This window comes from Mycobacterium sp. ML4 (genome assembly GCF_054515735.1).
This window is the reverse complement of sequence record NZ_JBTNSY010000012.1, coordinates 125,375-150,014: the sequence shown is the minus strand read 5'-3', so window position 1 is coordinate 150,014 and position 24,640 is coordinate 125,375. Positions and strand designations below refer to the sequence as shown.

24 protein-coding genes are annotated in these 24,640 nt (G+C 67.2%); 14 read left to right on the top strand and 10 right to left on the bottom strand.

The genetic code is table 11. The features are described 5' to 3' along the window. Window positions 1–48 precede the first annotated feature (48 nt). The 4 genes from ACX9NE_RS15740 to ACX9NE_RS15725 form a co-directional block, all read right to left on the bottom strand. Window positions 49–303, bottom strand: a complete 255-nt coding sequence (locus ACX9NE_RS15740) for a DUF2631 domain-containing protein (protein WP_459362298.1) — start codon at window positions 301–303, stop codon at window positions 49–51. A gap of 118 nt (window positions 304–421) precedes the next feature. After that, complete coding sequence (locus ACX9NE_RS15735; protein ID WP_459362297.1) at window positions 422–1,000, bottom strand: fasciclin domain-containing protein; 579 nt, start codon at window positions 998–1,000, stop codon at window positions 422–424. Between the two features lie 77 nt (window positions 1,001–1,077). Then, on the bottom strand, window positions 1,078–2,808 hold the full coding sequence (locus tag ACX9NE_RS15730; protein WP_459362296.1) for a cytochrome c biogenesis protein DipZ: 1,731 nt from the start codon (window positions 2,806–2,808) through the stop codon (window positions 1,078–1,080). Between the two features lie 98 nt (window positions 2,809–2,906). Further along, window positions 2,907–3,578 carry a fasciclin domain-containing protein gene (locus tag ACX9NE_RS15725; RefSeq protein WP_459362295.1) on the bottom strand — a complete coding sequence of 224 codons (672 nt, stop codon included), beginning with the start codon at window positions 3,576–3,578 and terminating at the stop codon, window positions 2,907–2,909. Between the two features lie 164 nt (window positions 3,579–3,742). Here ACX9NE_RS15725 and dxr point away from each other — a divergent pair, with 164 nt between their 5' ends. From dxr to ACX9NE_RS15700, 5 genes are all read left to right on the top strand, one after another. Continuing rightward, window positions 3,743–4,960 (top strand): 1-deoxy-D-xylulose-5-phosphate reductoisomerase, encoded by a 1,218-nt coding sequence (dxr, locus tag ACX9NE_RS15720; protein ID WP_459362294.1) that lies wholly within the window; start codon window positions 3,743–3,745, stop codon window positions 4,958–4,960. A 19-nt stretch (window positions 4,961–4,979) separates the two neighbouring features. Then, on the top strand, window positions 4,980–6,194 hold the full coding sequence (locus ACX9NE_RS15715; RefSeq protein ID WP_459362293.1) for a M50 family metallopeptidase: 1,215 nt from the start codon (window positions 4,980–4,982) through the stop codon (window positions 6,192–6,194). Window positions 6,195–6,215: 21 nt separating this feature from the next. Continuing rightward, window positions 6,216–7,388 (top strand): flavodoxin-dependent (E)-4-hydroxy-3-methylbut-2-enyl-diphosphate synthase, encoded by a 1,173-nt coding sequence (ispG, locus tag ACX9NE_RS15710; RefSeq protein WP_459362292.1) that lies wholly within the window; start codon window positions 6,216–6,218, stop codon window positions 7,386–7,388. Window positions 7,389–7,437: 49 nt separating this feature from the next. Then, window positions 7,438–8,292, top strand: coding sequence for a GNAT family N-acetyltransferase (locus ACX9NE_RS15705; protein WP_459362291.1), 855 nt, complete (start codon window positions 7,438–7,440; stop codon window positions 8,290–8,292). Between the two features lie 64 nt (window positions 8,293–8,356). Continuing rightward, the gene (locus ACX9NE_RS15700; protein ID WP_459362290.1) at window positions 8,357–10,174 is read left to right on the top strand and encodes a penicillin-binding transpeptidase domain-containing protein; all 1,818 of its coding nucleotides are present in this window, start codon (window positions 8,357–8,359) and stop codon (window positions 10,172–10,174) included. A gap of 17 nt (window positions 10,175–10,191) precedes the next feature. On the opposite strand, the gene ACX9NE_RS15695 is transcribed toward ACX9NE_RS15700, so the two are convergent. Beyond that, on the bottom strand, window positions 10,192–11,586 hold the full coding sequence (locus ACX9NE_RS15695) for a PE family protein (RefSeq protein WP_459362289.1): 1,395 nt from the start codon (window positions 11,584–11,586) through the stop codon (window positions 10,192–10,194). A 197-nt stretch (window positions 11,587–11,783) separates the two neighbouring features. Here ACX9NE_RS15695 and ACX9NE_RS15690 point away from each other — a divergent pair, with 197 nt between their 5' ends. The 9 genes from ACX9NE_RS15690 (at window position 11,784) to ACX9NE_RS15650 (ending at window position 20,029) form a co-directional block, all read left to right on the top strand. Next, complete coding sequence (locus ACX9NE_RS15690; protein ID WP_459362288.1) at window positions 11,784–12,368, top strand: DUF1707 SHOCT-like domain-containing protein; 585 nt, start codon at window positions 11,784–11,786, stop codon at window positions 12,366–12,368. Window positions 12,369–12,500: 132 nt separating this feature from the next. Further along, window positions 12,501–13,358, top strand: coding sequence for a type I methionyl aminopeptidase (gene map / locus ACX9NE_RS15685; RefSeq protein WP_459362287.1), 858 nt, complete (start codon window positions 12,501–12,503; stop codon window positions 13,356–13,358). Window positions 13,359–13,437: 79 nt separating this feature from the next. Beyond that, a complete protein-coding gene (locus tag ACX9NE_RS15680; protein WP_459362351.1) occupies window positions 13,438–14,940 on the top strand; it encodes a cobyric acid synthase in 1,503 nt (500 codons plus the stop codon). Between the two features lie 92 nt (window positions 14,941–15,032). After that, on the top strand, window positions 15,033–15,200 hold the full coding sequence (locus ACX9NE_RS15675; RefSeq protein ID WP_459362286.1) for a hypothetical protein: 168 nt from the start codon (window positions 15,033–15,035) through the stop codon (window positions 15,198–15,200). A 38-nt stretch (window positions 15,201–15,238) separates the two neighbouring features. Beyond that, entirely contained in the window at window positions 15,239–15,793 is a 555-nt protein-coding gene (locus tag ACX9NE_RS15670) for an alpha/beta hydrolase (RefSeq protein WP_459362350.1), read from the top strand. A 16-nt stretch (window positions 15,794–15,809) separates the two neighbouring features. Further along, on the top strand, window positions 15,810–17,177 hold the full coding sequence (locus tag ACX9NE_RS15665) for a glutamine synthetase family protein (RefSeq protein ID WP_459362285.1): 1,368 nt from the start codon (window positions 15,810–15,812) through the stop codon (window positions 17,175–17,177). Beyond that, entirely contained in the window at window positions 17,143–17,892 is a 750-nt protein-coding gene (locus ACX9NE_RS15660; RefSeq protein WP_459362349.1) for a gamma-glutamyl-gamma-aminobutyrate hydrolase family protein, read from the top strand. Before ACX9NE_RS15665 ends, ACX9NE_RS15660 begins: the two co-directional genes overlap by 35 nt. After that, on the top strand, window positions 17,889–19,256 hold the full coding sequence (locus ACX9NE_RS15655; RefSeq protein ID WP_459362284.1) for an aldehyde dehydrogenase family protein: 1,368 nt from the start codon (window positions 17,889–17,891) through the stop codon (window positions 19,254–19,256). Before ACX9NE_RS15660 ends, ACX9NE_RS15655 begins: the two co-directional genes overlap by 4 nt. Next, a complete protein-coding gene (locus ACX9NE_RS15650; protein ID WP_459362283.1) occupies window positions 19,253–20,029 on the top strand; it encodes a 3-oxoacyl-ACP reductase in 777 nt (258 codons plus the stop codon). The genes ACX9NE_RS15655 and ACX9NE_RS15650 overlap by 4 nt, the downstream gene beginning before the upstream one ends. 258 nt (window positions 20,030–20,287) lie before the next feature. Here the strand turns inward: ACX9NE_RS15650 and ACX9NE_RS15645 are convergent, their stop codons facing one another. The 5 genes from ACX9NE_RS15645 to ACX9NE_RS15625 all read right to left on the bottom strand — a co-directional run bounded on the left by ACX9NE_RS15645 (window position 20,288) and on the right by ACX9NE_RS15625 (window position 24,629). Next, the gene (locus ACX9NE_RS15645; RefSeq protein WP_459362282.1) at window positions 20,288–21,223 is read right to left on the bottom strand and encodes a PPE family protein; all 936 of its coding nucleotides are present in this window, start codon (window positions 21,221–21,223) and stop codon (window positions 20,288–20,290) included. A gap of 116 nt (window positions 21,224–21,339) precedes the next feature. Continuing rightward, a complete protein-coding gene (locus ACX9NE_RS15640; protein WP_459362281.1) occupies window positions 21,340–22,455 on the bottom strand; it encodes an alkaline phosphatase family protein in 1,116 nt (371 codons plus the stop codon). A gap of 21 nt (window positions 22,456–22,476) precedes the next feature. Then, window positions 22,477–23,208 (bottom strand): DUF6390 family protein, encoded by a 732-nt coding sequence (locus tag ACX9NE_RS15635; RefSeq protein WP_459362280.1) that lies wholly within the window; start codon window positions 23,206–23,208, stop codon window positions 22,477–22,479. 1 nt (window position 23,209) lies between these two features. Beyond that, window positions 23,210–24,349, bottom strand: coding sequence for a hydrogenase formation protein HypD (hypD, locus tag ACX9NE_RS15630; protein WP_459362279.1), 1,140 nt, complete (start codon window positions 24,347–24,349; stop codon window positions 23,210–23,212). 7 nt (window positions 24,350–24,356) lie between these two features. Further along, window positions 24,357–24,629: a HypC/HybG/HupF family hydrogenase formation chaperone gene (locus ACX9NE_RS15625; RefSeq protein ID WP_459362278.1), complete on the bottom strand. Its 273-nt coding sequence runs from the start codon at window positions 24,627–24,629 to the stop codon at window positions 24,357–24,359. Between the last annotated feature and the right edge of the window lie 11 nt (window positions 24,630–24,640).

The following is a 24,640-nucleotide window of genomic DNA, read 5'->3' as shown; positions in this document are numbered from 1 at the left end:
GCGATTCCGGGGACGTACACCTGCACCGGGACCCGGCTGGTCAACCCGCTACCTGAGCCAGCCCCGCCGGCGACCCCAGATGTCGCGCACCAGGATGATCAAGGCAAGAGCAGCGAACCCGACGAGGAACCAGTCCTCGATGTGGCCGACGTGGTTACCGCGCAGCATCGCCAGTAAGAAGATGACGATGAAGGTGCCGGTGAGATACCACGTGCGGTAGTTGATCCTGCTCCATCCCCATTGCGCGGACGGCACCTCGGCCTCGTCGACGCCGGCGAACGGCTCCACTTCGGTACTGGCCACGGCGATCCCTCCGGTTGGACTGCACTCGGACTGACACTGCCTGAACATTCTGGCATAGGTCGATTGTCCGCGGGCGCGTCTCCACCCGGAGGGGTCGCCGCGGCGTAGCGCCGCGTGATCACGCCGGCGGCATCAGCACCGTGTCGATCATGTAGACCTGCGCGTTCGCCGTCGAGACGCCGCCACAGACCACGCCGGCATTGTTGACCCGGATGTTGTTGCCCTGGCCGGTGACCGTCACGCTGGCGCCCTGCAGAGTCTTGTGGGTGCCGATTACGCGGTTCGGGCTGGCCTGGCCACTCACCACGTGGTAGGTCAGGATGCTGGTCAGCAGACCCGAGTCCGTCTTGAGCTGCTCGATAGTAGCTGGCGGCAGCTTGCCGAAGGCGGCGTCGGTTGGCGCGAACACCGTGTACTGACCGCTGTTGAGGGTGTCGACCAGGTTCACCTGCGGGTTGAGCTGCCCGGACAGCGCCGCCGTGAGCGTGGTCAGCATGGGGTTGGCCGCCGCAGCCTCGGTGACGGGAACCTGCGACATGCCCTGCACCGACGCCGGGCCGGTGGGGTTGGCGGCCGCGTAGTCCGCACATCCCGGGCCGACCAGATCGCTGGCCGATGCCGTAGGCGCCAGCGCTAAACCGCACGCCATCAGTGCGACCGTGAAACCGGTTGCTGCCATTGAAGTTTTCGTCTTCATGGTTGTTCGCTCCTTGTGGTAGGTGTCGAGACCCCCGACATAGAGGGATTCGGAGCTACCGGCTCTGTGGACGGGATTCACCCGTAGGTGAAAGAGTAAACCTGCAATCCTTTGCTGGGCCGAACTTCGAGGGTGCCCGACGACTGCCGGGGGTCGGCCACTATCTGACGGGAGGTCGGCGGCCCGCTGATCGGGACGGTGGTGGATTTGCCGTCGCGCGTCACGGTGAGTGTGCCGGTCCCGCCGATGACGATGTATACGTCCTTGGCGTGGTAGTTGAGTTTGATGGCCGAGTCATCGCCGACTGCCGTGGCGCCCTGGTAATCGAGTGCCCACGGGCCGTTCAGGGCGAAGCTGTCCTGCGCCAGACTCGCCGGGTAGCGGAAGGTCTGCGCGCCCTCGTCGTAATCGCCGCCACCGCCGTAGTTGACGTTCTTGCCGACGGCCAGGTAGGTCTCGGCCGTCGTGTTCGTTTTCGGTGTGAGATCGGGCGCGCCGACCGGAGCCGGCAGCGCGACACCGGGCCTGGCATCGGTGAGTAGCTGCCGGATCAGCTGCTCGGTGTCCTGGTAGCCACCCTCACCGAACTTCAGGTGCCGCACAATTCCATTGGCGTCGATCAGGTACTCGGCCGGCCAGTACCGATTGCGGTAGTTCGTCCACGTCGAGTAGTTGTTGTCCAACGCGACCGGGTACTTGATGTCCAGGTCGGCGGCGCCCCTGGCGACGTTCTGGGGAACTTTCTCGAACGCATACTCCGGAGTGTGCACGCCGATGACTTCCAGGCCGGCGTCCTTATAGGCCTGGTACCAGCCGACCACGTGCGGGATGGCCCGTTGGCAGTTGATGCAGGAGTAGGCCCAGAAGTCGATCAGAACGACCTTGCCGCGCAACGACTTCAGGGTGAGCGGCTGATTGCCCGGGGTGTTCAGCCAACCGGTGATACCGCGCAGATCCGGTGCGGGGCCACAGTTTTCGAGCTTGCTGCCGCCATGTGTGCAATTGGACAGCTGCACATTCTGGTCGGTGACGATTCCGCCGAGCTTCTCCTGCACCTGCCGGGAGTCGCCGACCCGCTCCTGCAGCGACGCAGTGTAGTCGGGAATGGCGCGCTGCAGTGCGGCCGGAAGGTCGAATACCAGCGCGACCGCCAGCAGTATCGTGACGATCCCGGCGCCGATCCGGATCTCTCGCTGCCGGCGCCGAAACGCGCTCACCCGCTGGGTTATTCGTTGCCCGGCCAGCGCGAAGAACAGCAACGGGAGGGCGGCCCCGAGCGCGAACGACGCGGTGAGCACCACGGTTCCCACGCCGATGGAAGCCGTGGCCCCGGCCACCACGATCGCGGCCAGGACTGGACCCGCGCACGGGACGTACAGCACCCCCAGTGCCAGGCCTAGCCCGAAACCGTTGCCACGCATGGCGATTTGTTTCTGCGGGATACGGGAGAAGGGGCGCTCGAGTAGCTGCTCGAAACGCGGGAAGATCAGACCGGCACCGATTGCCACCAACGCCACGAGTGCGACCCAGCGGATGGCGTCCTGAGGTAGGTGCAGCGCCGAAAGCAGCGCCGAGCCGAGCAGGGTCACCACGCTGAAGCTGAGCACCAGGCCGCCGATCACCCGGTAGGGGCGCGACGCCTCCGACCGGGTGAGCTTGGGCTTGACCGCCACCGCACCCTCGACCGGCGCTTCGCGCGGTGCGCTGTTCGCACCGGAGAAGAAGATCACCGGCAGCACCGGCAGGATGCACGGTGATATGCCGGTGATCAAACCGCCGAGAAAGCCGATCAGCGCCAAGGTCCACATGTCAGTTATTCGTCACGGCGGCGGTCCCGGATCGGTTCAACGCCACGGAAAAAGGCAGCCCACCTGAGGTGGGCTGCCTTGTCCAAGGATACGGGATGTCACTGACCTGGCGGCATGAGCACCGTGTCGATCATGTACACGGTGGCGTTCGCCGCGTGCACACCACCGCACACCAGACCCGCCGTGTTCACCTTCAGGTCGTTGCCCGCGCCGGTTACGGTCACCTCCGCACCCTGCAGCGTCTTGTGGGTGCCGGCCACCTTGCTCGGGCTCGCCTGGCCATTGACGACGTGATAGGTCAGGATGCTGTTGAGCAGTTTGGAGTCCGTCTTGAGCTGGTCAAGCGTGGCGGCGGGCAGCTTGTCGAAGGCCGCGTTGGTCGGCGCGAACACCGTGTACTGGCCGCTGTTGAGCGTGTCCACCAGATTGACCTGCGGGTTCAGCTTGCCCGACAGCGCCGAGGTCAGGGTGCTCAGCAGCGGGTTGTTCGACGCCGCGGTGGCGACCGGGTCCTGCGCCATACCGGCTACCGACCCCGGGCCGGTGGGGTTCTGCGCCGCGTATTCCGAGCAGCCCGGACCGATCAGGTCTGCGGCCGGATCGGCCTTCGCCGACGACGTCGCGGTGCTGGGGGCCGCTGAGACGCTCGCGGAGGTGGCACTGCTGGAGCCCTGCGATGCGGGCTTGCTGTTGGAGCATCCCGCGACACCCGCGATTGCGACCGCCGCGAGGGCCGCTGCTGCCACTGACTTGGCCTGATGATTCATCACGTGTTGATTCCTTTGCTACAGAACGCTTTCGTGGTGACGACCGACGTCGCCATTGGTGCCGTACATGAACTCATTCGGAGTGAGTGCGATCACGGATGGGTGCGAGATCGAAAAGTTCGCCCGGCCAGACCCGGTCCGTCGGACTGAGGCGGCACAATGGGTGGGTGACATTCTCCGGGGACGGGCCCCCGCATGGCGGCACTGCGCGCATTCGGGTGCTGGTGCTGGGCAGCACCGGCTCCATCGGCGTCCAGGCGCTGGAGGTCATCGCCGCCAACCCTGACCGGTTCGAGATCGTAGGCCTCGCCGCCGGGGGAAGGAACCTGGAGACGCTGCTGCGTCAACGTGCCGAAACCGGGGTCACCAACGTCGCCGTCGCCGACGCGGACGCCGCTGCGCGCGCCGGAGACATCCCGTTCCACGGACCCGACGCCGTCACCCGGTTGGTCCAGGAGACCGAGGCGGACGTCGTCCTCAATGCGCTGGTCGGGGCATTGGGATTGCGACCGACGCTGGCGGCCCTGGAATCTGGTGCCAGGCTGGCTCTGGCCAACAAGGAGTCGCTGGTCGCCGGCGGTCCGTTGGTGCTGAGGGCGGCGGCGCCCGGCCAGATCGTGCCCGTCGACTCCGAGCACTCCGCGCTGGCGCAGTGCCTTCGTGGCGGCACCCCGGACGAGGTTGCCAAGCTGATACTCACCGCGTCCGGGGGGCCGTTCCGCGGTTGGTCGGCCGCCGACCTCGAACATGTCACGCCCGAACAGGCGGGTGCCCACCCGACCTGGTCGATGGGACCGATGAACACGCTGAACTCGGCGTCGCTGGTCAACAAGGGTCTCGAACTGATCGAAACCCACCTGTTGTTCGGGATTCCCTACGACCGCATCGAGGTGGTCGTGCATCCGCAGTCGATTGTTCATTCAATGGTGACTTTCATCGACGGCTCGACGATCGCACAGGCCAGCCCGCCGGACATGAAGCTGCCGATCTCGTTGGCCCTGGGTTGGCCGCATCGAGTGCAGGGAGTGGCCACGTGCTGTGACTTCTCCACCGCGTCTAGCTGGGAATTCGAGCCGCTGGACGTCGAAGTGTTCCCCGCCGTCGAGCTGGCGCGGCAGGCCGGGGGAACCGGAGGCTGCTTGACGGCCGTTTACAACGCGGCCAATGAGGAAGCAGCAGAGGCGTTCCTCTCAGGGCGGATCCGGTTTCCTGCCATCGTCGCCACCATCGCCGACGTGCTGCACGCTGCCGACCAATGGGCCGCATCACCAGCTACCGTGGATGAGGTACTCGAGGCGCAGCGCTGGGCCCGTGAGCGAGCGCAACGTGCGATCGCGGGAGCAAGCTCGGCACCGGCGTCGGTCAGAGTTTCCGGCTCGGCGTGAGAAAGGTCGTAACAGACTGATGATGTTCGTTGTCGGCATTGTGCTCTTCGCACTGGCCATCCTCATCTCGGTCGCCTTGCACGAGTGCGGCCACATGTGGGCCGCCCGCGCCACCGGTATGAAGGTGCGTCGCTACTTCGTCGGGTTCGGGCCGACGTTGTGGTCGACGCGGCGCGGCGAGACCGAGTACGGCTTCAAGGCCATCCCGGCGGGTGGTTTCTGCGACATCGCGGGCATGACTCCGGTCGAGGACCTGGCTCCCGACGAGCAGGACCGCGCGATGTACAAGCAGGCCACCTGGAAGCGCGTCGCGGTGCTGTTCGCCGGTCCGGGCATGAACTTCGTCATCTGCCTGGTGCTGCTCTATGCGATCGCGCTGATCTGGGGCCTGCCGAACCTGCACCCGTCGACCAAGGCGATCGTCGGCGAAACCGGTTGTGTCGCCCAGGAAATCAACCAGGGCAAGCTCGAGAAGTGCGACGGTCCGGGGCCTGCGGCGTTGGCCGGTCTGCGGGTCGGCGACGTCGTCGTCAAGGTCGGCGACACCCCGGTGAGCACGTTCGAGGAGATGGCCACGGCGGTGCGCAAGGTACACGGCAGCGTTCCGATCGTGGTGGAGCGGGACGGCAAGACGATCAGCACCAATGTCACCGTCGAATCCGCCCGCCGCTATATCCCCAGCGGGCAGGGCAACAAACTCGAGCCCGCCACCGTGGGTGCAATCGGCGTCGGCGCGCCCCGCAACGAGCCGACGCATTACAACGTGCTGTCCGCGGCTCCGGCAACCGTCGTCTTCGCCGGCCAGTTGACCGTCGAGGTCGGCAAGTCGCTGGCCGCCATCCCGACCAAGGTGGGCGCGCTTTTCCACGCGATCGGCGGCGGACAACGCGACCCGCAGACGCCGATGAGCGTGGTCGGCGCCAGCATCGTCGGCGGCGACACCGTCGACCACGGACTGTGGGTGGCGTTCTGGTTCTTCCTGGCTCAGCTGAACCTGGTGCTGGGCGCCATCAATTTGTTGCCGCTGCTGCCTTTTGACGGCGGCCACATCGCGGTCGCGGTGTTCGAGAAGATCCGCAATTCGATCCGCGCTGCGCGAGGCAAGGTGGCGGCCGCGCCGGTGAACTACCTCAAACTCATGCCGGCGACCTACGTGGTGCTGATCTTCGTGGTCGGCTACATGCTGTTGACCGTCACCGCTGATCTGGTCAATCCGATCCGGCTCTTCCAATAAAAGAGAGAAGGCGAACACACAGTGACCATTGGCCTGGGCATTCCGCAACCCCCGGCGCCCACGCTCGCTCCCCGGCGTCCCACGCGTCAACTCATGGTCGGTGACGTCGGGGTCGGCAGCGACTACCCGATTTCCGTGCAGTCGATGTGCACGACCAAGACTCATGACGTCAACTCCACCCTGCAGCAGATCGCGGAGCTGACCGCGGCCGGCTGCGACATCGTCAGGGTGGCCTGTCCGCGTCAGGAAGACGCCGACGCGCTGGCCGAGATCGCCCGCCACAGCCAGATCCCGGTCATCGCCGACATCCATTTCCAGCCCAAGTACATCTTCGCCGCCATCGACGCGGGGTGCGCGGCGGTGCGGGTCAACCCCGGCAACATCAAGGAGTTCGACGGCCGGGTCGGCGAAGTCGCCAAGGCCGCGGGTGCCGCCGGTATCCCGATCCGCATCGGTGTCAACGCCGGCTCGCTGGACAAGCGGTTCATGCAGAAATACGGCAAGGCCACCCCGGAAGCGCTGGTCGAATCGGCGCTATGGGAGGCCTCGCTGTTCGAGGAACACGGCTTCGGCGATATCAAGATCAGTGTCAAGCACAACGATCCGGTGGTCGTGGTCGCCGCGTACGAGCTGCTGGCCGCCCAATGCGACTACCCGCTGCACCTCGGGGTCACCGAGGCCGGTCCCGCCTTCCAGGGCACCATCAAGTCCGCGGTCGCATTCGGTGCGCTGCTGTCGCGCGGCATCGGCGACACCATCCGGGTGTCGTTGTCGGCCCCGCCGGTCGAGGAAGTCAAGGTCGGCAATCAGATCCTCGAGTCGCTCAACCTGCGGCCACGGGGGCTCGAGATCGTGTCCTGTCCGTCGTGCGGGCGCGCCCAGGTCGACGTGTACACCTTGGCCAACGCGGTTTCGGCCGGTCTGGACGGTCTGGACGTGCCGCTGCGGGTGGCGGTGATGGGCTGTGTCGTCAACGGACCGGGAGAGGCGCGTGAGGCCGACCTCGGCGTGGCCTCGGGCAACGGCAAGGGCCAGATCTTCGTCAAGGGCGAAGTGATCAAGACCGTGCCCGAATCCCAGATCGTCGAGACGCTGATCGAGGAGGCGATGCGGCTCGCCGAGCAGATGGGCCTGGAAACGGAGACGGATCCCGGGACGGCGGCCAGCGGTTCGCCTATTGTGACCGTAAGCTGATAGGGGCCAAGTCAACTGGCCTCCGGTTCGCATCACAGAGAGTTATGAGATGTCGGCTCCGCCCATCTTGCGCCTGGTTGGCGAGAGACGGGTTTCGGTGGTGCGCGACGCCGCCGCAGTGTGGCGGGTCCTGAGCGACAATCCGGTCGAATCCTGCATGGTCGCCGCTCGGGTCGCCGATTACGGCGTCGAGCCGAACTCCATTGGCGGGGAGCTGTGGACCCGGCGGGTGCCGGAGGAATCGCTGTGCTTCGCCGGTGCCAACCTGATCCCGCTGCGGGGCAACCTGATCGATCTGAACGCGTTCGCAGACGAGGCCAAGAGCACGGCGCGGCGTTGTTCGTCACTTGTTGGCCGGGCAGACTTGGTGCTGCCCATGTGGCAGCGGCTGGAGTCGGCCTGGGGCCCGGCACGCGACGTCCGCGACCGGCAGCCGCTTATGAGTCTCAACGTTCATCCCAATTGCACGTTGGACACCGAGGTCCGTCAGGTACGGCCGGACGAGCTAGACGCCTACCTCGTGGCCGCCGTAGACATGTTCATCGGCGAGGTCGGTGTGGACCCGCGTCTCGGCGACGGCGGCCGCGGTTACCGCCGCCGGGTGGCCAACCTGATCGCGGCGGGCCGGGCCTGGGCACGCTTTGAACACGGGCAGGTGGTCTTCAAGGCCGAGGTCGGTTCGCAATCGCCGGCGGTCGGGCAGATCCAGGGGGTCTGGGTCCATCCCGAGTGGCGCGGCCAGGGACTGGGCACTACGGGCACCGCGACGTTGGCCGCCGTGATCGTCGGCAGCGGTAGGATCGCCAGCCTCTACGTGAACGACTTCAACACGGTGGCCCGGGCCGCTTACGCCCGCGTCGGGTTCAAAGAGGTCGGCACCTTCGCCACTGTGCTGCTGGACTAACCGCGCCCGGTATCACGGTGTGTCTGCAGCTGTGTCACTGCAGCAGTTCTTAACATCAGTACCGATGGCCACATTTTGCTCAAAAACAACATTGGCAACATCCGTCGCACTGCTGTCGATTGCGCTGGTGGTCCTGCCCGGGTGCACCCCGAAGCCCGAAGGGCCGGGTCCGGCCGCGCAGCGATTCCTGGCTGCGCTGTCTGTCGGCGACACCGCCACCGCCGCCCAGCTCAGTGACAACCCCAACGAGGCCCGCGAGGCGCTCAACGCAGCCTGGGCGGGGCTCCAGGCGACTCATCTGGACGCGCAGGTGCTGAGCTCGAAGTACGCCGAGGACACCGGCACGGTCGTGTACCGCTTCACCTGGCACCTGCCCAGGAACCGGACCTGGAGTTACGACGGACAGCTCAAGATGGCTCGCGACGAGGGGCGCTGGCAGGTTCGGTGGGCCACGACCGGGCTGCACCCGAAGCTGGGGGAGCATCAGACCTTTGCGCTGCGGGCAGATCAGCCGCGGCGTGCGTCGGTCAATGAACTGGGTGGCTCCGACGTACTGGCGCCGGGCTACATCTACAACTACTCGCTGGACGCCAGCCGGGCCGGACCTGATCTGATCGGCACCGCCCGTGCCGTTGTGGACATCCTGCATCCCTTCAATGACACTCTCAACGACCCGCAGTTGCTGGCTGAGATGGCCAGCTCGGCCACGCAGCCTGTCGACCTGGTCACACTGCTGCCCGACGACAGCAATCGGGTGTTCCCGGCGATCGGGCAGTTGCCCGGCGTCGTGATCACCCCGCACGCCGAATTGCTGCCGACAGATCCGCACTTTGCGCCGGCGGTCATGGCGGAGGTCAAGAAGGCCGTAGTGGATCAACTCGACGGGCAGGCCGGATGGCGGATCGTGAGCACCAACCAGAACGGTGTGGACGTGGCGGTGCTGCATGAGGTCGAGGGTTCACCGGCGCCGTCGGTGACGATCACGCTGGACCGGGCCGTGCAGAACGCCGCCCAGCATGCGGTGGACACGCGCGGCGGCAAGGCGATGCTGGTGGTGATCAAGCCGTCGACAGGGGAGATCCTGGCGATCGCCCAGAACGTCGGAGCCAACGCTGAGGGTTTGCCGGCCACCACCGGCCTCTACCCGCCCGGATCGACCTTCAAGATGGTCACGGCGGGTGCTGCCGTCGACCGCGACATGGCGACCCCGAACACGATGGTCGGATGTCCCGGCCACATCGACATCGGGCACCGCACCATCCCCAATTACGGCGGGTTCGATCTCGGCGTGGTGCCGATGTCTCGCGCGTTCGCCAGCTCGTGCAACACCACGTTCGCCGCGCTGAGTGCCCAGCTGCCGCCGCGCGGTCTGACCCAGGCCGCCACCCGGTACGGCATCGGGCTGGACTATCAGGTCGAGGGCATCACCACGGTGACCGGTTCGGTGCCGCCGACGGTCGACCTGACCGAGCGCACCGAGGACGGCTTCGGTCAGGGCCGGGTACTGGCGAGCCCGTTCGGTATGGCCCTGGTGGCCGCTACGGTAGCCGCCGGAAAGACTCCGGTGCCACAGTTGATCGCCGGACGGCCGACGACGGTTTCCGGTGACAACACGCCCATCAGCCCGAAGATGGTCGACGCGCTGCGCCCGATGATGCGGCTGGTCGTCACCAACGGCACGGCCAAGGAGATCGCGGGCTGCGGGGATATCTACGGCAAGACCGGGGAAGCCGAATTCGCGGGCGGCTCGCATTCCTGGTTCGCCGGTTACCGTGGTGACCTGGCGTTTGCGGCCCTGATCGTCGGGGGCGGCAGTTCGGAGTACGCCGTCCGGATGACGAAAGTGATGTTCGACTCGCTGCCGCCGGGCTACCTGGGCTGACAGCGCGGCGATCGCCGCTACAGCCCGTCCGGGCCAAAGAGCAGTCCGCCCCTGCCCCCGCGACCCGTCTTACCCAACGGCCCGCCAATCCCGCCTGCGCCACCGCTGCCGCCACTGCCCAGCAGCCAGCTGTCACCGCCGTTGGCGCCGTCGCCGCCGGGACTGAGGCCATCAACTGATGCACCGCCCGTTCCACCGGCGCCGCCGTCGCCGATCAGCCCCGACTTGCCGCCGTGTCCGCCGGCGCCTGCGCTTCCGCCGGCGGCGTGCGCAAAGCCGCCGCTGCCGCCGCTACCGCCCGATCCGAAGAGAACGCCGGCATTCCCGCCCGCACCACCGACGCCGCCGGTGAAGTCGCCGGCCCCGCCTGCGCCACCGGCACCGCCGTTGCCGAACAGACCGATAGCGTTGCCGCCGGCGCCGCCGTTGCCGCCGAGGGCGGCGCCAATCCCCGCGGGCCCCCCGTCGCCGCCGGCCCCGCCGAAGCCGAAGATCGCGCCACCGGTTCCGCCGGCACCACCGACGCCACCGGCATTGTGGCCGGCACCGCCGGCGCCGCCGCTACCGCCGGAGCCGAACAGCCCTCCCGCTCCGCCGGCACCGCCGGTTCCGCCCGTCTGTGCCAGGGAAGCTCCGCCGGTGCCGCCGGCGCCACCCGAACCGAACAAACCTCCTGCGCCGCCGGCGCCGCCGGCTCCACTGTTGCCGGGCGAGCCGACCACGCCCAGCCCTCCGGCTCCTCCGGCTCCGGCAGTGCCGAAGAGGCCGGCCGGTCCACCGGCGCCCCCAGCCCCGCCGTTCAGGCCAAACCCGCCGGTGCCGCCGTTGCCACCGGCACCGAACAGTCCGCCGGCTCCGCCGTTCCCGCCGGCGCTGGCGATGGCGGTTGCAGAGCCGCCACCGTTGCCGCCGCTACCGCCGTTGCCGAACAACAGCCCGGCCGCTCCGCCGTTGCCGCCCGGACGGCCGACGGCCCCGGATCCGCCGGCCCCGCCGTTGCCGACCAATATGCCGCCATCCTGTCCGTTTGATCCGGAGCCGGGAGCGCCGGCGGCCCCGTTACCGATCAGCGGCCGGCCCAACAACGTCTGCGTGGGCGCGTTGACGACGTCGAGCAGGGTTTGTCGAACATTGGCGGCCTCCGCAGCTGCATAAGACGTCCCATTACGGGTCAAGGCAGCAACGAACTGGGCGTGGGTTCGTGTCAGATGCGTATTGAATGCCCGATACGCTTTGCCATGAGCGGAAAACACAGCGGCGATGCCGGCCGACACTTCGTCGGCCGCCGCGGCCTTCACTTCTACGGTCGCGTAAGCGGCTGCCGCATCGGCGGAGCTGATCAGCGATCCGATGCCGGATAAATTCAAGGCCGCCTCAACGATCGAATCTGGAACAGCGATCACGTAAGACATCTGCACCCCGCTTGGCGCCGTGGCGATCTGGCCGATCCAGTGTTTCGCACTGGAAACTCGCTTTTACTCGCTCGAGGATCGTATCGCGAGCCGGTCCGCGGAATTTGGTTTCTCACGACGCCCTACGTGGGTTTGCCGGTGGCCGCAGGGCTACTGCGGCAGCGGTAAGTTGCGAAGGTGAGCACCCAAGGAACGCCATGACGGGATCCGGCGGGGATATGACGGAGATGCGGGTGTCGGACGCCGACCGCAACGGCACCATGCGGCGACTGCAGAACGCCCTGGCACTCGGATTGATCGACATCGACGAATTCGAGCAGCGCACCCGGCAGGTGTCTCTCGCGCGGACCCGCCACGAGCTGGACCGGCTCGTCGGCGACCTGCCGGCGCCGGGAGCGATCGTCACGTCGGCTACCGACCGGGTCGAACTGCGGGGCTGGGCCGGCTCATTGAAGCGCCACGGTGAATGGACGGTGCCCACCCGGCTCTCGCTGGTGCGCCGGCTGGGGTCGATCGACCTGGACCTGACCAAGGCTCGGTTCGCGGGGCCGGTCGTGGTCATCGAAATCGACATGAAGTTCGGATCGCTGAACCTGTGGTTGCCCGAAGGGGCCAGCGCGTCGATCGACAACGTGGAGGCGTATGTGGGCAGCGCGTCGGATCGTCGCAAAGATCCGCCGGCCGAAGGCAATCCCCACGTCGTGCTGACCGGTCAGGTGGTGTTCGGCTCGGTGGTCATCCGCGGGCCGCGGCGGACATTGCTGCGCCGTCCCCGGTTGTGACCGCCGGCGGGTTCGCCGAGCCGAAACTCTGCACCGGGCGGCTGCAGATCTTCAGGCTCGGCGCGGGCGGGACGAGCGCGACCTGAATCCGGTGGGCGGCACCACTGGCGCGGCATCGTTAAGCTAGCTGCCATGCCTGCTCGAACTGCGCTGTCTCCTGGCGTGCTGTCTCCGACTCTTCCGGTGCCCACGTGGATCGCCCGCCCGGAATACGTCGGCAAGCCCACCGCCGAGGAGGGCACCGAGCCGTGGGTGCAGGAACCAGAGGTGATCGAGAAGATGCGGGTGGCCGGGCAGATCGCGGCCCGCGCCCTGCAGGAGGCCGGAAAGGCAGTCGCGCCAGGGGTTACAACCGATCAACTCGACCGCATCGCGCACGAGTACATGGTGGACAACGGCGCGTACCCGTCGACCCTGGGCTACAAGAATTTCCCGAAGTCGTGTTGCACCTCACTGAACGAGGTGATCTGTCACGGCATCCCCGACTCTACGGTGATCGAGGACGGCGACATCGTCAACATCGACGTGACCGCCTATATCAATGGAGTGCACGGCGACACCAATGCGACGTTCCTGGCCGGCGACGTCTCCGAGGAGCATCGCCTGCTCGTCGAGCGAACCCACGAGGCAACCATGCGCGCCATCAAGGCCGTCAAACCGGGACGGCAGCTGTCGGTGGTCGGACGTGTCATCGAGTCGTATGCGAATCGGTTCGGCTACAACGTGGTTCGCGACTTCACCGGCCATGGAATCGGTCCCACGTTCCATAACGGGCTGGTGGTCCTACACTACGACCAGCCCGCAGTTGAGACCGTCATCCAGCCGGGGATGACCTTCACCATCGAGCCGATGATCAACCTCGGCACCCTGGACTACGAGATCTGGGACGACGGCTGGACCGTGGTCACCAGGGACCGCAAGTGGACCGCGCAATTCGAGCACACTCTGCTGGTCACCGAAACCGGCGCCGAGATCCTGACCCTGCCGTGAGATCGGTGGCGCGAGCAGACACAAACTCGCACTGTTTGGCCCGCGATTGTGCGATTTTGTGTCTGCTCGCGATGAGAACGTGAGTGGGGCGCTGCTGGTTGCCGGCACCAGCTCGGACGCCGGGAAATCCGTGGTGGTCGCCGGACTGTGTCGGCTGTTGGCGCGCAGGGGAATTCGGGTCGCACCGTTCAAGGCGCAGAACATGTCGAACAACTCCGCCGTCACCGTCGAGGGCGGTGAGATCGGTCGCGCCCAGGCGATCCAGGCCCGCGCCGCGGGCCTGGACCCCAGCGTCCGGTTCAACCCGATACTGCTCAAACCGGGTGGCGACGGCACGTCGCAATTGGTGATCCGGGGCCGGGCCGTCGATCACGTCAGTGCGGCAAGCTATTTCCGGCATCGGGGTCAGGTGGCCGAGGTCGTGCTCGATGAGCTGTCGGGCCTGCGCGCCGAATTCGCTGCGGTGATATGCGAGGGCGCCGGATCGCCTGCCGAAATAAATTTGCGGGCCACCGATATCGCCAACATGGGACTGGCCAGAGCGGCCTGCCTGCCGGTGATACTGATCGGCGACATCGACCGCGGCGGCCTACTGGCGCATCTGTTCGGGACGGTCGCGGTCCTCGACCGCCAGGACCAGGCGCTCATTTCGGGCTTCATCGTCAACAAGTTTCGTGGTGATCGTGCGCTGCTGGAACCCGGGCTGATTCAGTTGGCGGAGTTGACCGGTCGCCCCACCTACGGAGTGCTGCCGTACTGCGAGCGGCTGTTGCTCGACGCCGAGGACTCCCTGTCGGTGGTGGCGCACCGCGTGGTCGGGACACCGGAGCCGCCGCGCGGCACGCAGTGGTTGCGGATAGCAGCCGTTCGTCTGCCGCGCATTTCGAATTCGACCGATGTCGAAGCGCTGGCCTGCGAACCCGGTGTTCTGGTGCGCTGGATCACCGATCCGGCCGACATCGCCGACGCCGACCTGATCGTGCTCCCCGGCAGCAAGGCCACCGTTGCCGATCTGTCCTGGCTGCGGGAACGCGGTCTGGCCGCGGGAATAGCCGGCCACGCCGCGGCGGGTAAGCCGGTGCTGGGGATCTGCGGCGGCTTCCAGATGCTGTGCCGCAGCATCGACGACACGGTGGAGTCGGGCGCCGGGGTGGTGGACGGCCTGGGGCTGCTGGACGCGGACATCGCATTCGCCGCGACCAAGACGCTGCGACGTTGGCGAGAGCCGTTGCACGGCTATGAAATTCATCACGGGCAACTGACCCGCTGCGCCGAGGAGACGTGGTTCGGCACGGGCTGCGGGGCGCAGGGGATCCGCCGCGCAGCGGTATTCGGCACCCACTGGCACGGCCTGCTCGACAACGACGACTTCCGTCGGACGTTGCTCACCGACGCGGCGTCCGCCGCCGGCCGGGACGGCTTTACGGTTGCCGACGACGTGAACGTCGCCGCTCGCCGCGACGCGCAGCTCGACCTGATCGCCGATCTGCTGGAAGTACATCTCGACGTCGAGGCCGTCATCGAGCTCCTCAACGGCGCGCCACCGCGACGGCCGTATCTGGCCAGCGAGCTGCTGCGGTAGGCCCGTCCGGCAAACCATAATTCGGCGCTATTTGAATTCAATTCATCCAGATTGAGTCATTTCCGAACCAACTGGGCGCCGCCGATTCAGGTGTGCTCAACATCGGCACCGCATTGTCGCGCCTTGCGAGCCTCGGTGTGTACAACGCCGGACTGCGGGACATCGGTTACCTGCCTCGGGCGCTCTACGTCGGCAATCTTTCCCCTGAGGTGGCCAACTTCATGTTCGGGCAACTGATCGGTCTGGTCGCCGGCGTGTAAACGACGGTCTTTGAGCGTAGTTTGGGGCGGTGCCCAGGATGATGACCACGCTCGACGGGTTCGCCGTTCCAGTGGGGGTTACCGGTCCGGAAAACGGCGTCGTAGTCGTGATACTCGGGGCCCAACAACGAGCGGTGGCGGCCTATGATGCGATCTGCGATCGCCTGCACACGGCATCGCTGCGAACCGTCGTCATCGGCGCCGACCCCAGGTTGACGGCAAAGTCGGTGATCGGAATTCTCGACGCTCTGGGCATCGGCTGGGCGGTGGTGGTGGGTGACCGCGAGGGAGCGGAACTCGCCTGGGAACTGGCTGCGACGCGGTTGGGCCGGTTCGCCGGTCTGGTCGCCATCGATCGCGGACATCCCGGGCTTCCGGGCGTCGACGGGGTGATTCGCGACGGTGACTGCCCGCCGGTGGAGATCGGTACCACGGTGCTGGTGAGCTCGCCCGCCGCCCGCACCGTAGCGCGCGACGGTCAGCGGCTGGTTTACTCCGACTACCGAGTCGTGGATCTCACCGGACGACGCAACGTGCAGGAGTCGACAGCGCAGTTGGCGACCGAGATCGTCCTGCGCACCAGCGGCTGGTAGCGCGGAAGTAAGTCCAGTGCGTCAACATGATTCGCCGCATCTGCCGCTGGCCGAGCTGGGGCAGCTGGTTGGAACCGGCGACATCGACACCGTCATCGTCGCGTTCACCGACATGCAGGGCCGACTGGCCGGCAAGCGGGTGGCCGGGCGGTTCTTCGTCGACGAGGTGGCCGCCCGGGGGGCGGAGTGTTGCAGCTACCTGGTGGCTGTCGACGTCGACCTGAACACCGTCCCCGGCTACGCCATGTCGAGTTGGGAAACCGGCTACGGCGACATGGCGATGACGCCCGACCTGTCCACATTGCGGCTGGTGCCGTGGCTACCCGGCACGGCGCTGGTGATCGCCGATCTGTCCTGGGCGGATGGCAGCCCGGTGACCGTCTCGCCGCGTGCGGTCCTGCGCCGCCAACTCGACCGGCTGGCGCAACGGGGGCTGGTTGCCGACGTCGCCACCGAGCTGGAGTTCATCGTGTTCGATCAGTCCTACCGTCAGGCGTGGGCCGGCGGTTACCGGGACCTGACGCCGGCCAGCGATTACAACATCGATTACGCGATCATGGCCTCCTCGCGCATGGAGTCATTGCTGCGCGACATCCGGCTGGGTATGCAGGGCGCGGGTCTGCAGGTCGAGGCGATCAAGGGCGAATGCAACAACGGCCAGCAGGAAATCGGATTCCGCTACGACGAGGCCCTGGTCACCTGCGACAACCACTCGATCTATAAGAACGGCGCGAAAGAGATCGCCGACCAGCACGGCAAGAGCCTGACCTTCATGGCGAAATACGATGAGCGCGAAGGGAACAGCTGTCACATCCACCTGTCGCTGCGGGGGACGGACGGCAGCGCGACGTTCGCCGACCGCAGCGGCGGGATGTCGGACACGTTCTGCAGCTTCCTCGCCGGACTGCTGGCCACAGTGCGCGAACTCACCCTGTTCTTCGCGCCGAACATCAACTCCTACAAGCGCTTTGCCGATGGCAGCTTCGCGCCCACCGCGGTGGCCTGGGGGATGGACAATCGCACCTGCGCGCTGCGGGTGGTGGGGCACGGACGCAGCATCCGCGTCGAGTGCCGGGTGCCCGGCGGCGACGTCAACCAGTACCTGGCGGTGGCGGCGCTGATCGCGGGCGGCCTGTACGGTATCGACCAGGGCCTCGAGCTCGGCGAGCCGTACGCCGGCAATGCCTACCACGCGCAGGATGTCGAACGGCTGCCCGCCACGCTCGCCGAGGCTGCGGCGCTGTTCGGAGATTCGGTGCTGGCGCGGGAGGCCTTCGGCGACGACGTGGTCGCGCATTACCTGAACAACGCGCGCGTCGAGCTGAAGGCGTTCAACGCCGCGGTCACCGATTGGGAGAGGATTCGTGGGTTTGAGCGCCTGTAGCAGACCGGTGGTGGGCCTGTCGATGTATCTGGAGCGGGTGCGGACCGGGGTGTGGGATGTCCCGGCGGCCTACCTGCCCGCCGACTACTTCGAGGGCGTGACGCTGGCCGGCGGGATACCGGTGCTGCTGCCGCCGCAGCCGGTGCACGAGGACACGGTCGACCGGGTGCTGGACAGCCTGGACGCGCTGGTGATCACCGGTGGTTACGACCTGGACCCCGCTTCCTATGGCCAGCAACCACATCCGACGACGGATGAACCGCGTATCAACCGCGACGAGTGGGAGTTCGCGCTGTTGCGCGCGGCGCTGGACCGGCGGCTGCCGGTCCTGGGCATCTGTCGCGGCGCACAACTACTGAACGTCGCATTCGGCGGGACACTGCACCAGCACCTGCCCGAGGTCATCGGCCACTCCGGTCACCGCGCCGGCAACGGTGTGTTCAGCAGGCTGCCGGTGCGCACAATGCCCGGAACGAAGGTCGCGGCGTTGCTGGGCGAGACCGCCGACGTGCCGTGCTACCACCATCAGGCCATCGACGCAGTAGGAGAGTCGCTGGTGGTCGGCGCATGGGACACCGACGGCGTGGTCGAGGCGGTGGAGCTGCCGGGCGACGCGTTTGCGCTTGCGGTGCAATGGCATCCGGAGAAGTCGCTGGACGATCTGCGGCTGTTCGCCGCGCTGGTCGACGCCGCCCGGTCGTATGCAACGACATGAACTCCACGCGGCTGGTCAACCCCGCCACCGAGGAAGTGCTGCGCACCGTCGAGCACGCCGACGCCGCCGCCGTCGACGACGCGGTGGCACGCGCGACAGTGGCCCAGCGTCGCTGGTCGCGGGTGGCGCCTGCTGACCGCGCCGCCGGGTTGCGCGCATTCGCGGCCACCGTCGACAGGCACGTCGATGAACTGGCTGCGCTGGAGATGGCCAATTCCGGGCATCCGATCGGATCGGCGCGGTGGGAGGCCGGAAACGTCCGCGACGTGCTGCAGTACTACGCGGGCAGCCCGGAACGACTGTCCGGCAAGCAGATTCCGGTAGCCGGCGGCATCGACGTCACCTTCAATGAGCCGATGGGCGTGATCGGGGTGATCACCCCCTGGAATTTCCCGATGGTGATCGCGACATGGGGAATCGCCCCTGCGCTGGCCGCAGGCAACGCCGTACTGGTCAAACCCGCGGAGTGGACGCCGCTGACCACCCTGCGGCTGGCAGAACTCGCCGTCGAGGCCGGGCTGGATGCGGACCTGCTGCAGGTGCTGCCGGGGCGGGGCTCGGTGGTGGGGGATCGCTTTGTCACTCACCCGGAAGTGCGCAAAGTGGTGTTCACCGGGTCCACCGCGGTGGGCAAGAAGGTGATGGCCGGTGCGGCGGCGCACGTCAAACGGGTAACGCTCGAACTGGGCGGCAAGAGCGCCAACATCGTTTTCGCCGACTGTGACCTCGAGCGTGCGGCCGCCACCGCGCCCGCCGGAGTATTCGACAACGCCGGTCAGGATTGCTGCGCGCGCAGCCGAATCCTGGTGCAGCGCAGCGTTTACGACCGGTTCATGGAGTTGCTCGAACCGGCCGTGCGCGCTGTGGTGGTGGGGGACCCGGCGGCGGAGCAGACCGAGATGGGTCCGCTGGTGTCGCGCGCGCACCGGGACAAGGTGGCCTCCTACGTTCAAGACGACGCCTCCATAGCCTTTCAAGGCACCGCGCCGACCGGTCCCGGATTCTGGTTCCCGCCAACGGTTCTCACCCCGCAGCGCACCGATCGCAGCGTCACCGACGAGATCTTCGGCCCGGTGGTCACCGTGCTGGCGTTCGACGACGAGCACGACGCCGTCACACTGGCCAATGACACCGAGTACGGCCTGTCCGGTTCCATCTGGACCCACGACCTGTCCCGCGCCCTGCGCGTGTCGCGCGCGATCGAATCCGGCAACCTGTCGGTCAACTCGCATTCCTCGGTGCGCTACAACACCCCGTTCGGCGGCTTCAAACAATCCGGTGTCGGTCGCGAACTCGGCCCGGACGCCCCGCTGCACTTCACCGAGACCAAGAACGTCTTCATCGCCGTCAAGGAGGAACAGTGATCGACCTGAGTCGACGACTGGCGGGCCGGGTGGCGGTCATCACCGGCGGCGGGGGCGGCATCGGCCTGGCCGCGGCGCGCCGCATGCACGGCGAGGGCGCGACCGTGGTCATCGGCGACATCGACGGCGAGGCCGGCGGTGCCGCAGCCGAAGAACTCTCCGGACTGTATGTGGCAGTGGATGTTTCCGACGAGGAGTCGGTGAACAAGCTGTTCGACGGCGCTGCGCACGCCTGCGGTTCGGTTGACATCGCGTTCAACAACGCCGGCATCTCGCCCCCGGAGGACGACCTGATCGAAAGCACCGAACTCGCCGCCTGGCAACACGTCCAGGACGTCAACCTCAAATCGGTGTACCTGTGCTGCCGGGCGGCCCTGCGGCACATGGTGCCCGCGGGCCGGGGATCGATCATCAACACCGCGTCGTTCGTCGCGGTGATGGGCTCGGCGACCTCACAGATTTCCTACACCGCCTCCAAGGGCGGTGTGCTGGCCATGTCGCGGGAACTCGGAGTGCAATTCGCCCGCCAGGGCATCCGCGTCAACGCGCTGTGCCCGGGACCGGTGAATACACCGCTGCTGCAGGAACTTTTCGCCAAGGACCCGCAGCGGGCCGCCCGCAGGCTGGTGCATGTGCCGTTGGGGCGCTTCGCCGAGCCCGACGAAATCGCCGCTGCCGTCGCGTTTTTGGCCAGTGACGACGCGTCGTTCATCACCGCGTCGACGTTCCTGGTGGACGGCGGTATCAGTTCGGCCTATGTGACGCCGCTGTAGCCGGCAGCCGGTGGGTGCATCACGACGGTCGGTCTGAACCCGTAGCGGGGCGTGTCGCCGAAGCTACGCCCGGATCAGCCGCTCAGCGTTATCCCGCCTGGCATGCTGGCCGGCCCGAGTGCCGAACCAGCGGGGCGACCTGGATCCACCCAAGGCATCGGTGACCCGGAAGGTAATTTGCGCGACGGCGGCGACCCGTTGGGTGCAGGCCCCGAACCCGGATGCCGGGCCTGATGGTCGCCTCGACGAGCCCCGGCTTCAGGAATAGACCAGTTGCCCGTTGACCGCCAGGCCGCCGATCGTCCTCATCCGCCGCGCCGAGCAGTAGAGATCCACCACGACCGGCTTGGGCGGCTCCGCGATGCCCCAGGCCGGCGGTACCGACAGCCGGCCGATGGACATGCCCCTGCCCCAGGTCGCCCGGATGGTCTGGTGTGCCGGTGACGCGGCCGGGCCCTTGCCGAGGAAGTTGAGCAGGTGCATCGGGAACGTGACCGGCACGGCAAGGCGACTCAGCTTCGCCAGTGACGACGACAGCGCCGCCAGGGCGGTAGACGTCAGCGGCGCCGCCGACAGTGACTGCAATACCTGCGGTATCGCGGAAATCAGTTGCGAACCGGCGGATAGCACCTCAGGGTCGCCGGTCGCACCGTGCCGGGCCGACACCGGCAGGTCAAGGGCGAGTGGGCCCGAGGTGAACGGTGTCACCCGGGCAGCGGCTGCCGATGACTCGGCGTAGGTGTACATCGCCTCGACGTCGCGGGCCCACATCTGGTCGTAGTCGGCGTCCATTTCCGCGATCGTCTGGGTATCCTGGCTCAGCGCATTGCCGTTGGCCAGCCATGCTCGGCGGGACCGGTTGGCCGCGATCACCGGCGGGGGCACCATCGCCGCTGAGGCGTCCTGGTATGCGGTCGCGGCCGCTCGTGCGTGGGCCGCGGTCTGTTTACTTTTTGCCGCTGCGGCGGTCAGCCACCCGAGATAGGGAGTCGCAGCCCGGGTCATCGCGATCGCGGCCGGGCCCTGCCATCCGCAGTTCAGCTTGGCGGTGACGCAGCGGAATCCATCCGCGGCGTCGTCCAGCCCTTCGGCGATGTTGCCCCATGCCGTGGCGGCGGCCAGCAACGACTGCGCGCCGGGGCCCGAATGCATTCGCGCCGAATGGATTTCGGGCGGCATCTGCCCGTAGTCCATGGCTAGATCTCCCGCCCTGCGAACAGGCGATACGCACTGACGGCGGCCGGAGGATGCACAAACCGAACCTATCGCGCCCCAGACGGTTCAAGGACGCAAAAAAGATTTGAGTTTGATTAGAGCAATTCGATCAGGGGGATGGCCATCTCGGCCGCGGTCGCCGCACCGTGAAAGCCGACCAGCCGCGCTGATTCCGGCGGTTCGTGGCTGGTGGCCAGCACCGCCGACCCACCGGTGCAGACGACCACGACGTCACCGATCCGGGGCAGATGAGCGGGGCTGACCGGCCCGAACAACCCCGTCGCGACGGCCTCATCACGGGTGTAGACGTCCGCGCGATCGGCGAGGTACTCGGCCCAGGTGGCCATCACGTCGGCGGTGGCGCCGGGCTCGGTGTGCAGGTAGCGCACCCGCGGTTCACCGGCGACCACCCGTACGCCGGCGGCCAGCCGGGGGTCGGCGTCCATGTCGATGCGCGCGTCCGGAGCGACGTTCAGGCCGCCATGGTCGGCGGTCACCAACAGCGCGGCCCTGGCCGGCAGCGACTCCGCCAACCTGGTCAGCAGTGCATCGACCCGGGCCGCGGCCTCATGCCATTGGGGCGACCCGACACCGAACACGTGCGCCATGGTGTCCAGGTCGGCGGTGTAGCCGTAGACCAGGCCCGGCGCCGCGTGCAGTTCGTCGATCAGCCGCTGCGCGTAGTCGTCGTCGGCGTGCGTGGGCAAAAAAAGCGCGCCATGGTAGGCCGCTTCGGTCAGCCCGCTACCGATGAACCACTCCGGCAGCAGGGCGCGGGCTTTGACCCCCGCGTGCGACAACCTGTCGAACCACGTTGGCAGAGGCTGCCATTCGTCGGCCAGCGGGTCGTCCCGCCACCGGATGTGGTTGAGCACGCGGTCGGTGCCCGGGATGTTGAGGGTGAAGCCGAGGATGCCGTGCTGTCCGGGCTGGGCGCCGGTGCCGAGCGACACCAGGCTCGTCGGCGTCGTGGACGGAAAGGTGCACATCAGCTGGCGCAGGCGCCCCGTGCCGCCGGTGAGCACGGAGGCCAGCAGTGGAGCATCGTCGACCAGATCCGGCAGCAGGTGCCAGCCCAGCCCGTCGACGAGCACCACCATGACCCGGTCGACGTCGCCAAGCGACTCCGCCAGACCGAGCACGTCTATCGCACCGGGTACCCCGAGCAGAGCCGCCGCGCTGGGCAGCACGTCGCAGATGGAAGGCGGCACGAAGGCAAGTGTGGCACGGTTTCACGCGCTCAGACGATCGTTGGTCACCCGTAGCTGCCGGTCGGTGCTGTCGGACAGCGCGCGCACCTGGTCCGGTTGCAGCCGCCCGCACAGCCGGCCCCAGTGCACCGCGACGTCGTCGCCGGCCGCCACGTCCGGCACCGCGCAGTACCCGTCGGACCACACCTCGAGCACCTGCGGCGCGGGCTCGGACAATCCGAGCGCCCGGCCGTCCCAGGTCAGCCGCCGGCACATCACCTCAATCTTGTCATCGGTACGGGAAATGACTGCGCCCCAGGTGATCCGGCAACTGTCCAGTACATGCAGCGGATGCTGATCCATGCCGCGTCCCAGGAAGCGCGTCCACGGGTACACGCCGAAGACGTGAAAGCAATGATTGCCGGCCGCCTCACCGGCCAGGTCGGGGGTCAGATGTGACCAGTATCGGCCGGCCTGCGGGCCGATGATGGCCAGCAGTTCGTCGAATAATCGGGACCCCGGCACGTCGGAGCCGACACCCCCGCCGAGCCAATACGATTCGACCAGCCGACGGTCCAGCGGATCGGCAATGCCAGTCAGCCGGGACAGCACCCGCAGATACGGCCATGCGCCGGAGAATCTGCGCGCGGCGTGCAGCACATCGTCCACCGAGCCGTCGCGCAGGGTCGCGCCCAGCGGTGGACCACAATAGCCGAGTGCGTTGGGGGCGTAGGCGTACCGAGCGAACATCTCGGCCCCGGCGGCGTCCGTCAAGTCACCCTCGTCCTGACGATCCCACCAGCTTGGCGGCCTCGCGGTGCATGCGCCCGAAGTTGTAGTAGGCGGCACATGCCCCCTCGGGGGACACCATGCAGGTGCCGATCGGCGTCTCCGGCGTGCAGGCAGTGCCGAAAACCTTGCATTCCCAGGGCTTCAGAACGCCCTTGAGCACTTCACCACACTGGCATGCCTTCGGGTCGGCGACCCGCACACCGGGCATCGAGAACCGTCGTTCGGCATCGAAGTCCGCGTAGTCGTCGTGCAGTCGCAGCGCGCTTTGTGAGATGAATCCCAGCCCGCGCCACTCGAAATGCGGACGCAGCGCGAACACCTGCCCCATCAGCCTCAGGGCGGCCGGGTTGCCGTTCTCCGGCACCACCCGCGTGTACTGGTTCTCCACCTCGCACCGGCCCTCGCGGATCTGTCGCAGCAGCATCGCGACCGACGCCAGGATGTCCAGTGGCTCGAAACCTGCCACCACCAACGGCTTCCGGTAGACCTCCGGGACAAACCGGTAGGGGCGGTTGCCCACCACCGTCGACACGTGCCCCGGACCGATGAATCCGGACAATCGCAGGTCCGGTGATTCCAGGATCGCCTTGATCGGGGGCACGATCGTGACGTGGTTGCAGAACACGCTGAAATTGGGCAACTGCAGGTCGCGGGCGCGCACCAGTGTCACCGCGGTGGACGGAGCGGTGGTCTCGAACCCGATGGCGAAGAACACCACCTGGCGGTCCGGGTTGTCGAGGGCGATCTTGAGCGCGTCCAACGGGGAGTAGACGAACCGCACGTCGGCGCCGCGGGCCTTGGCGTCCAGCAGGCTGCCGGCCGAACCCGGCACCCGCATCATGTCGCCGAAGCAGGTGAAGATGACATCGGGCTGGCCGGCCAGCCACATCGCGTCGTCGATGCGGCCCATCGGGATCACACAGACCGGGCATCCCGGGCCGTGCACGAGTTCGACGTTGTCGGGCAACAGGTGTTCGATGCCGTGCCGGTAGATGGTGTGCGTGTGCCCGCCGCACACCTCCATGAACTTGAAGTGCTCGGGGCCGGTTCCCGCGAGGTGCTCGATCGCGGTCAGCAGTGTGCGGGCCGCTGCCGGATCCCGGAATTCGTCGACGAATTTCATTGCGCTCCTAAACGATCGCGGAAGAGTCGAAGGCTTCCAATTCGGTGGTATATGCCTCGCCGAGTTTCTTGACAGCCTCCAGGGTCAGCAGCGCTTCGGTCTCGTCGATCTTGGCCATCGCGAAGCCGACGTGGACCAGCACCCAGTCGTCGGGCTCGGGCGGGTCGCCTTCCAGCAGTCGCACGCTGATGGTGCGCCGCACGCCACTGACGTCGACTTTGGCCAGATAATTTGCCGGGTCGCTGATCTCGACGATCCGCCCCGGAATGCCAAGGCACATCGGCGGTCTCC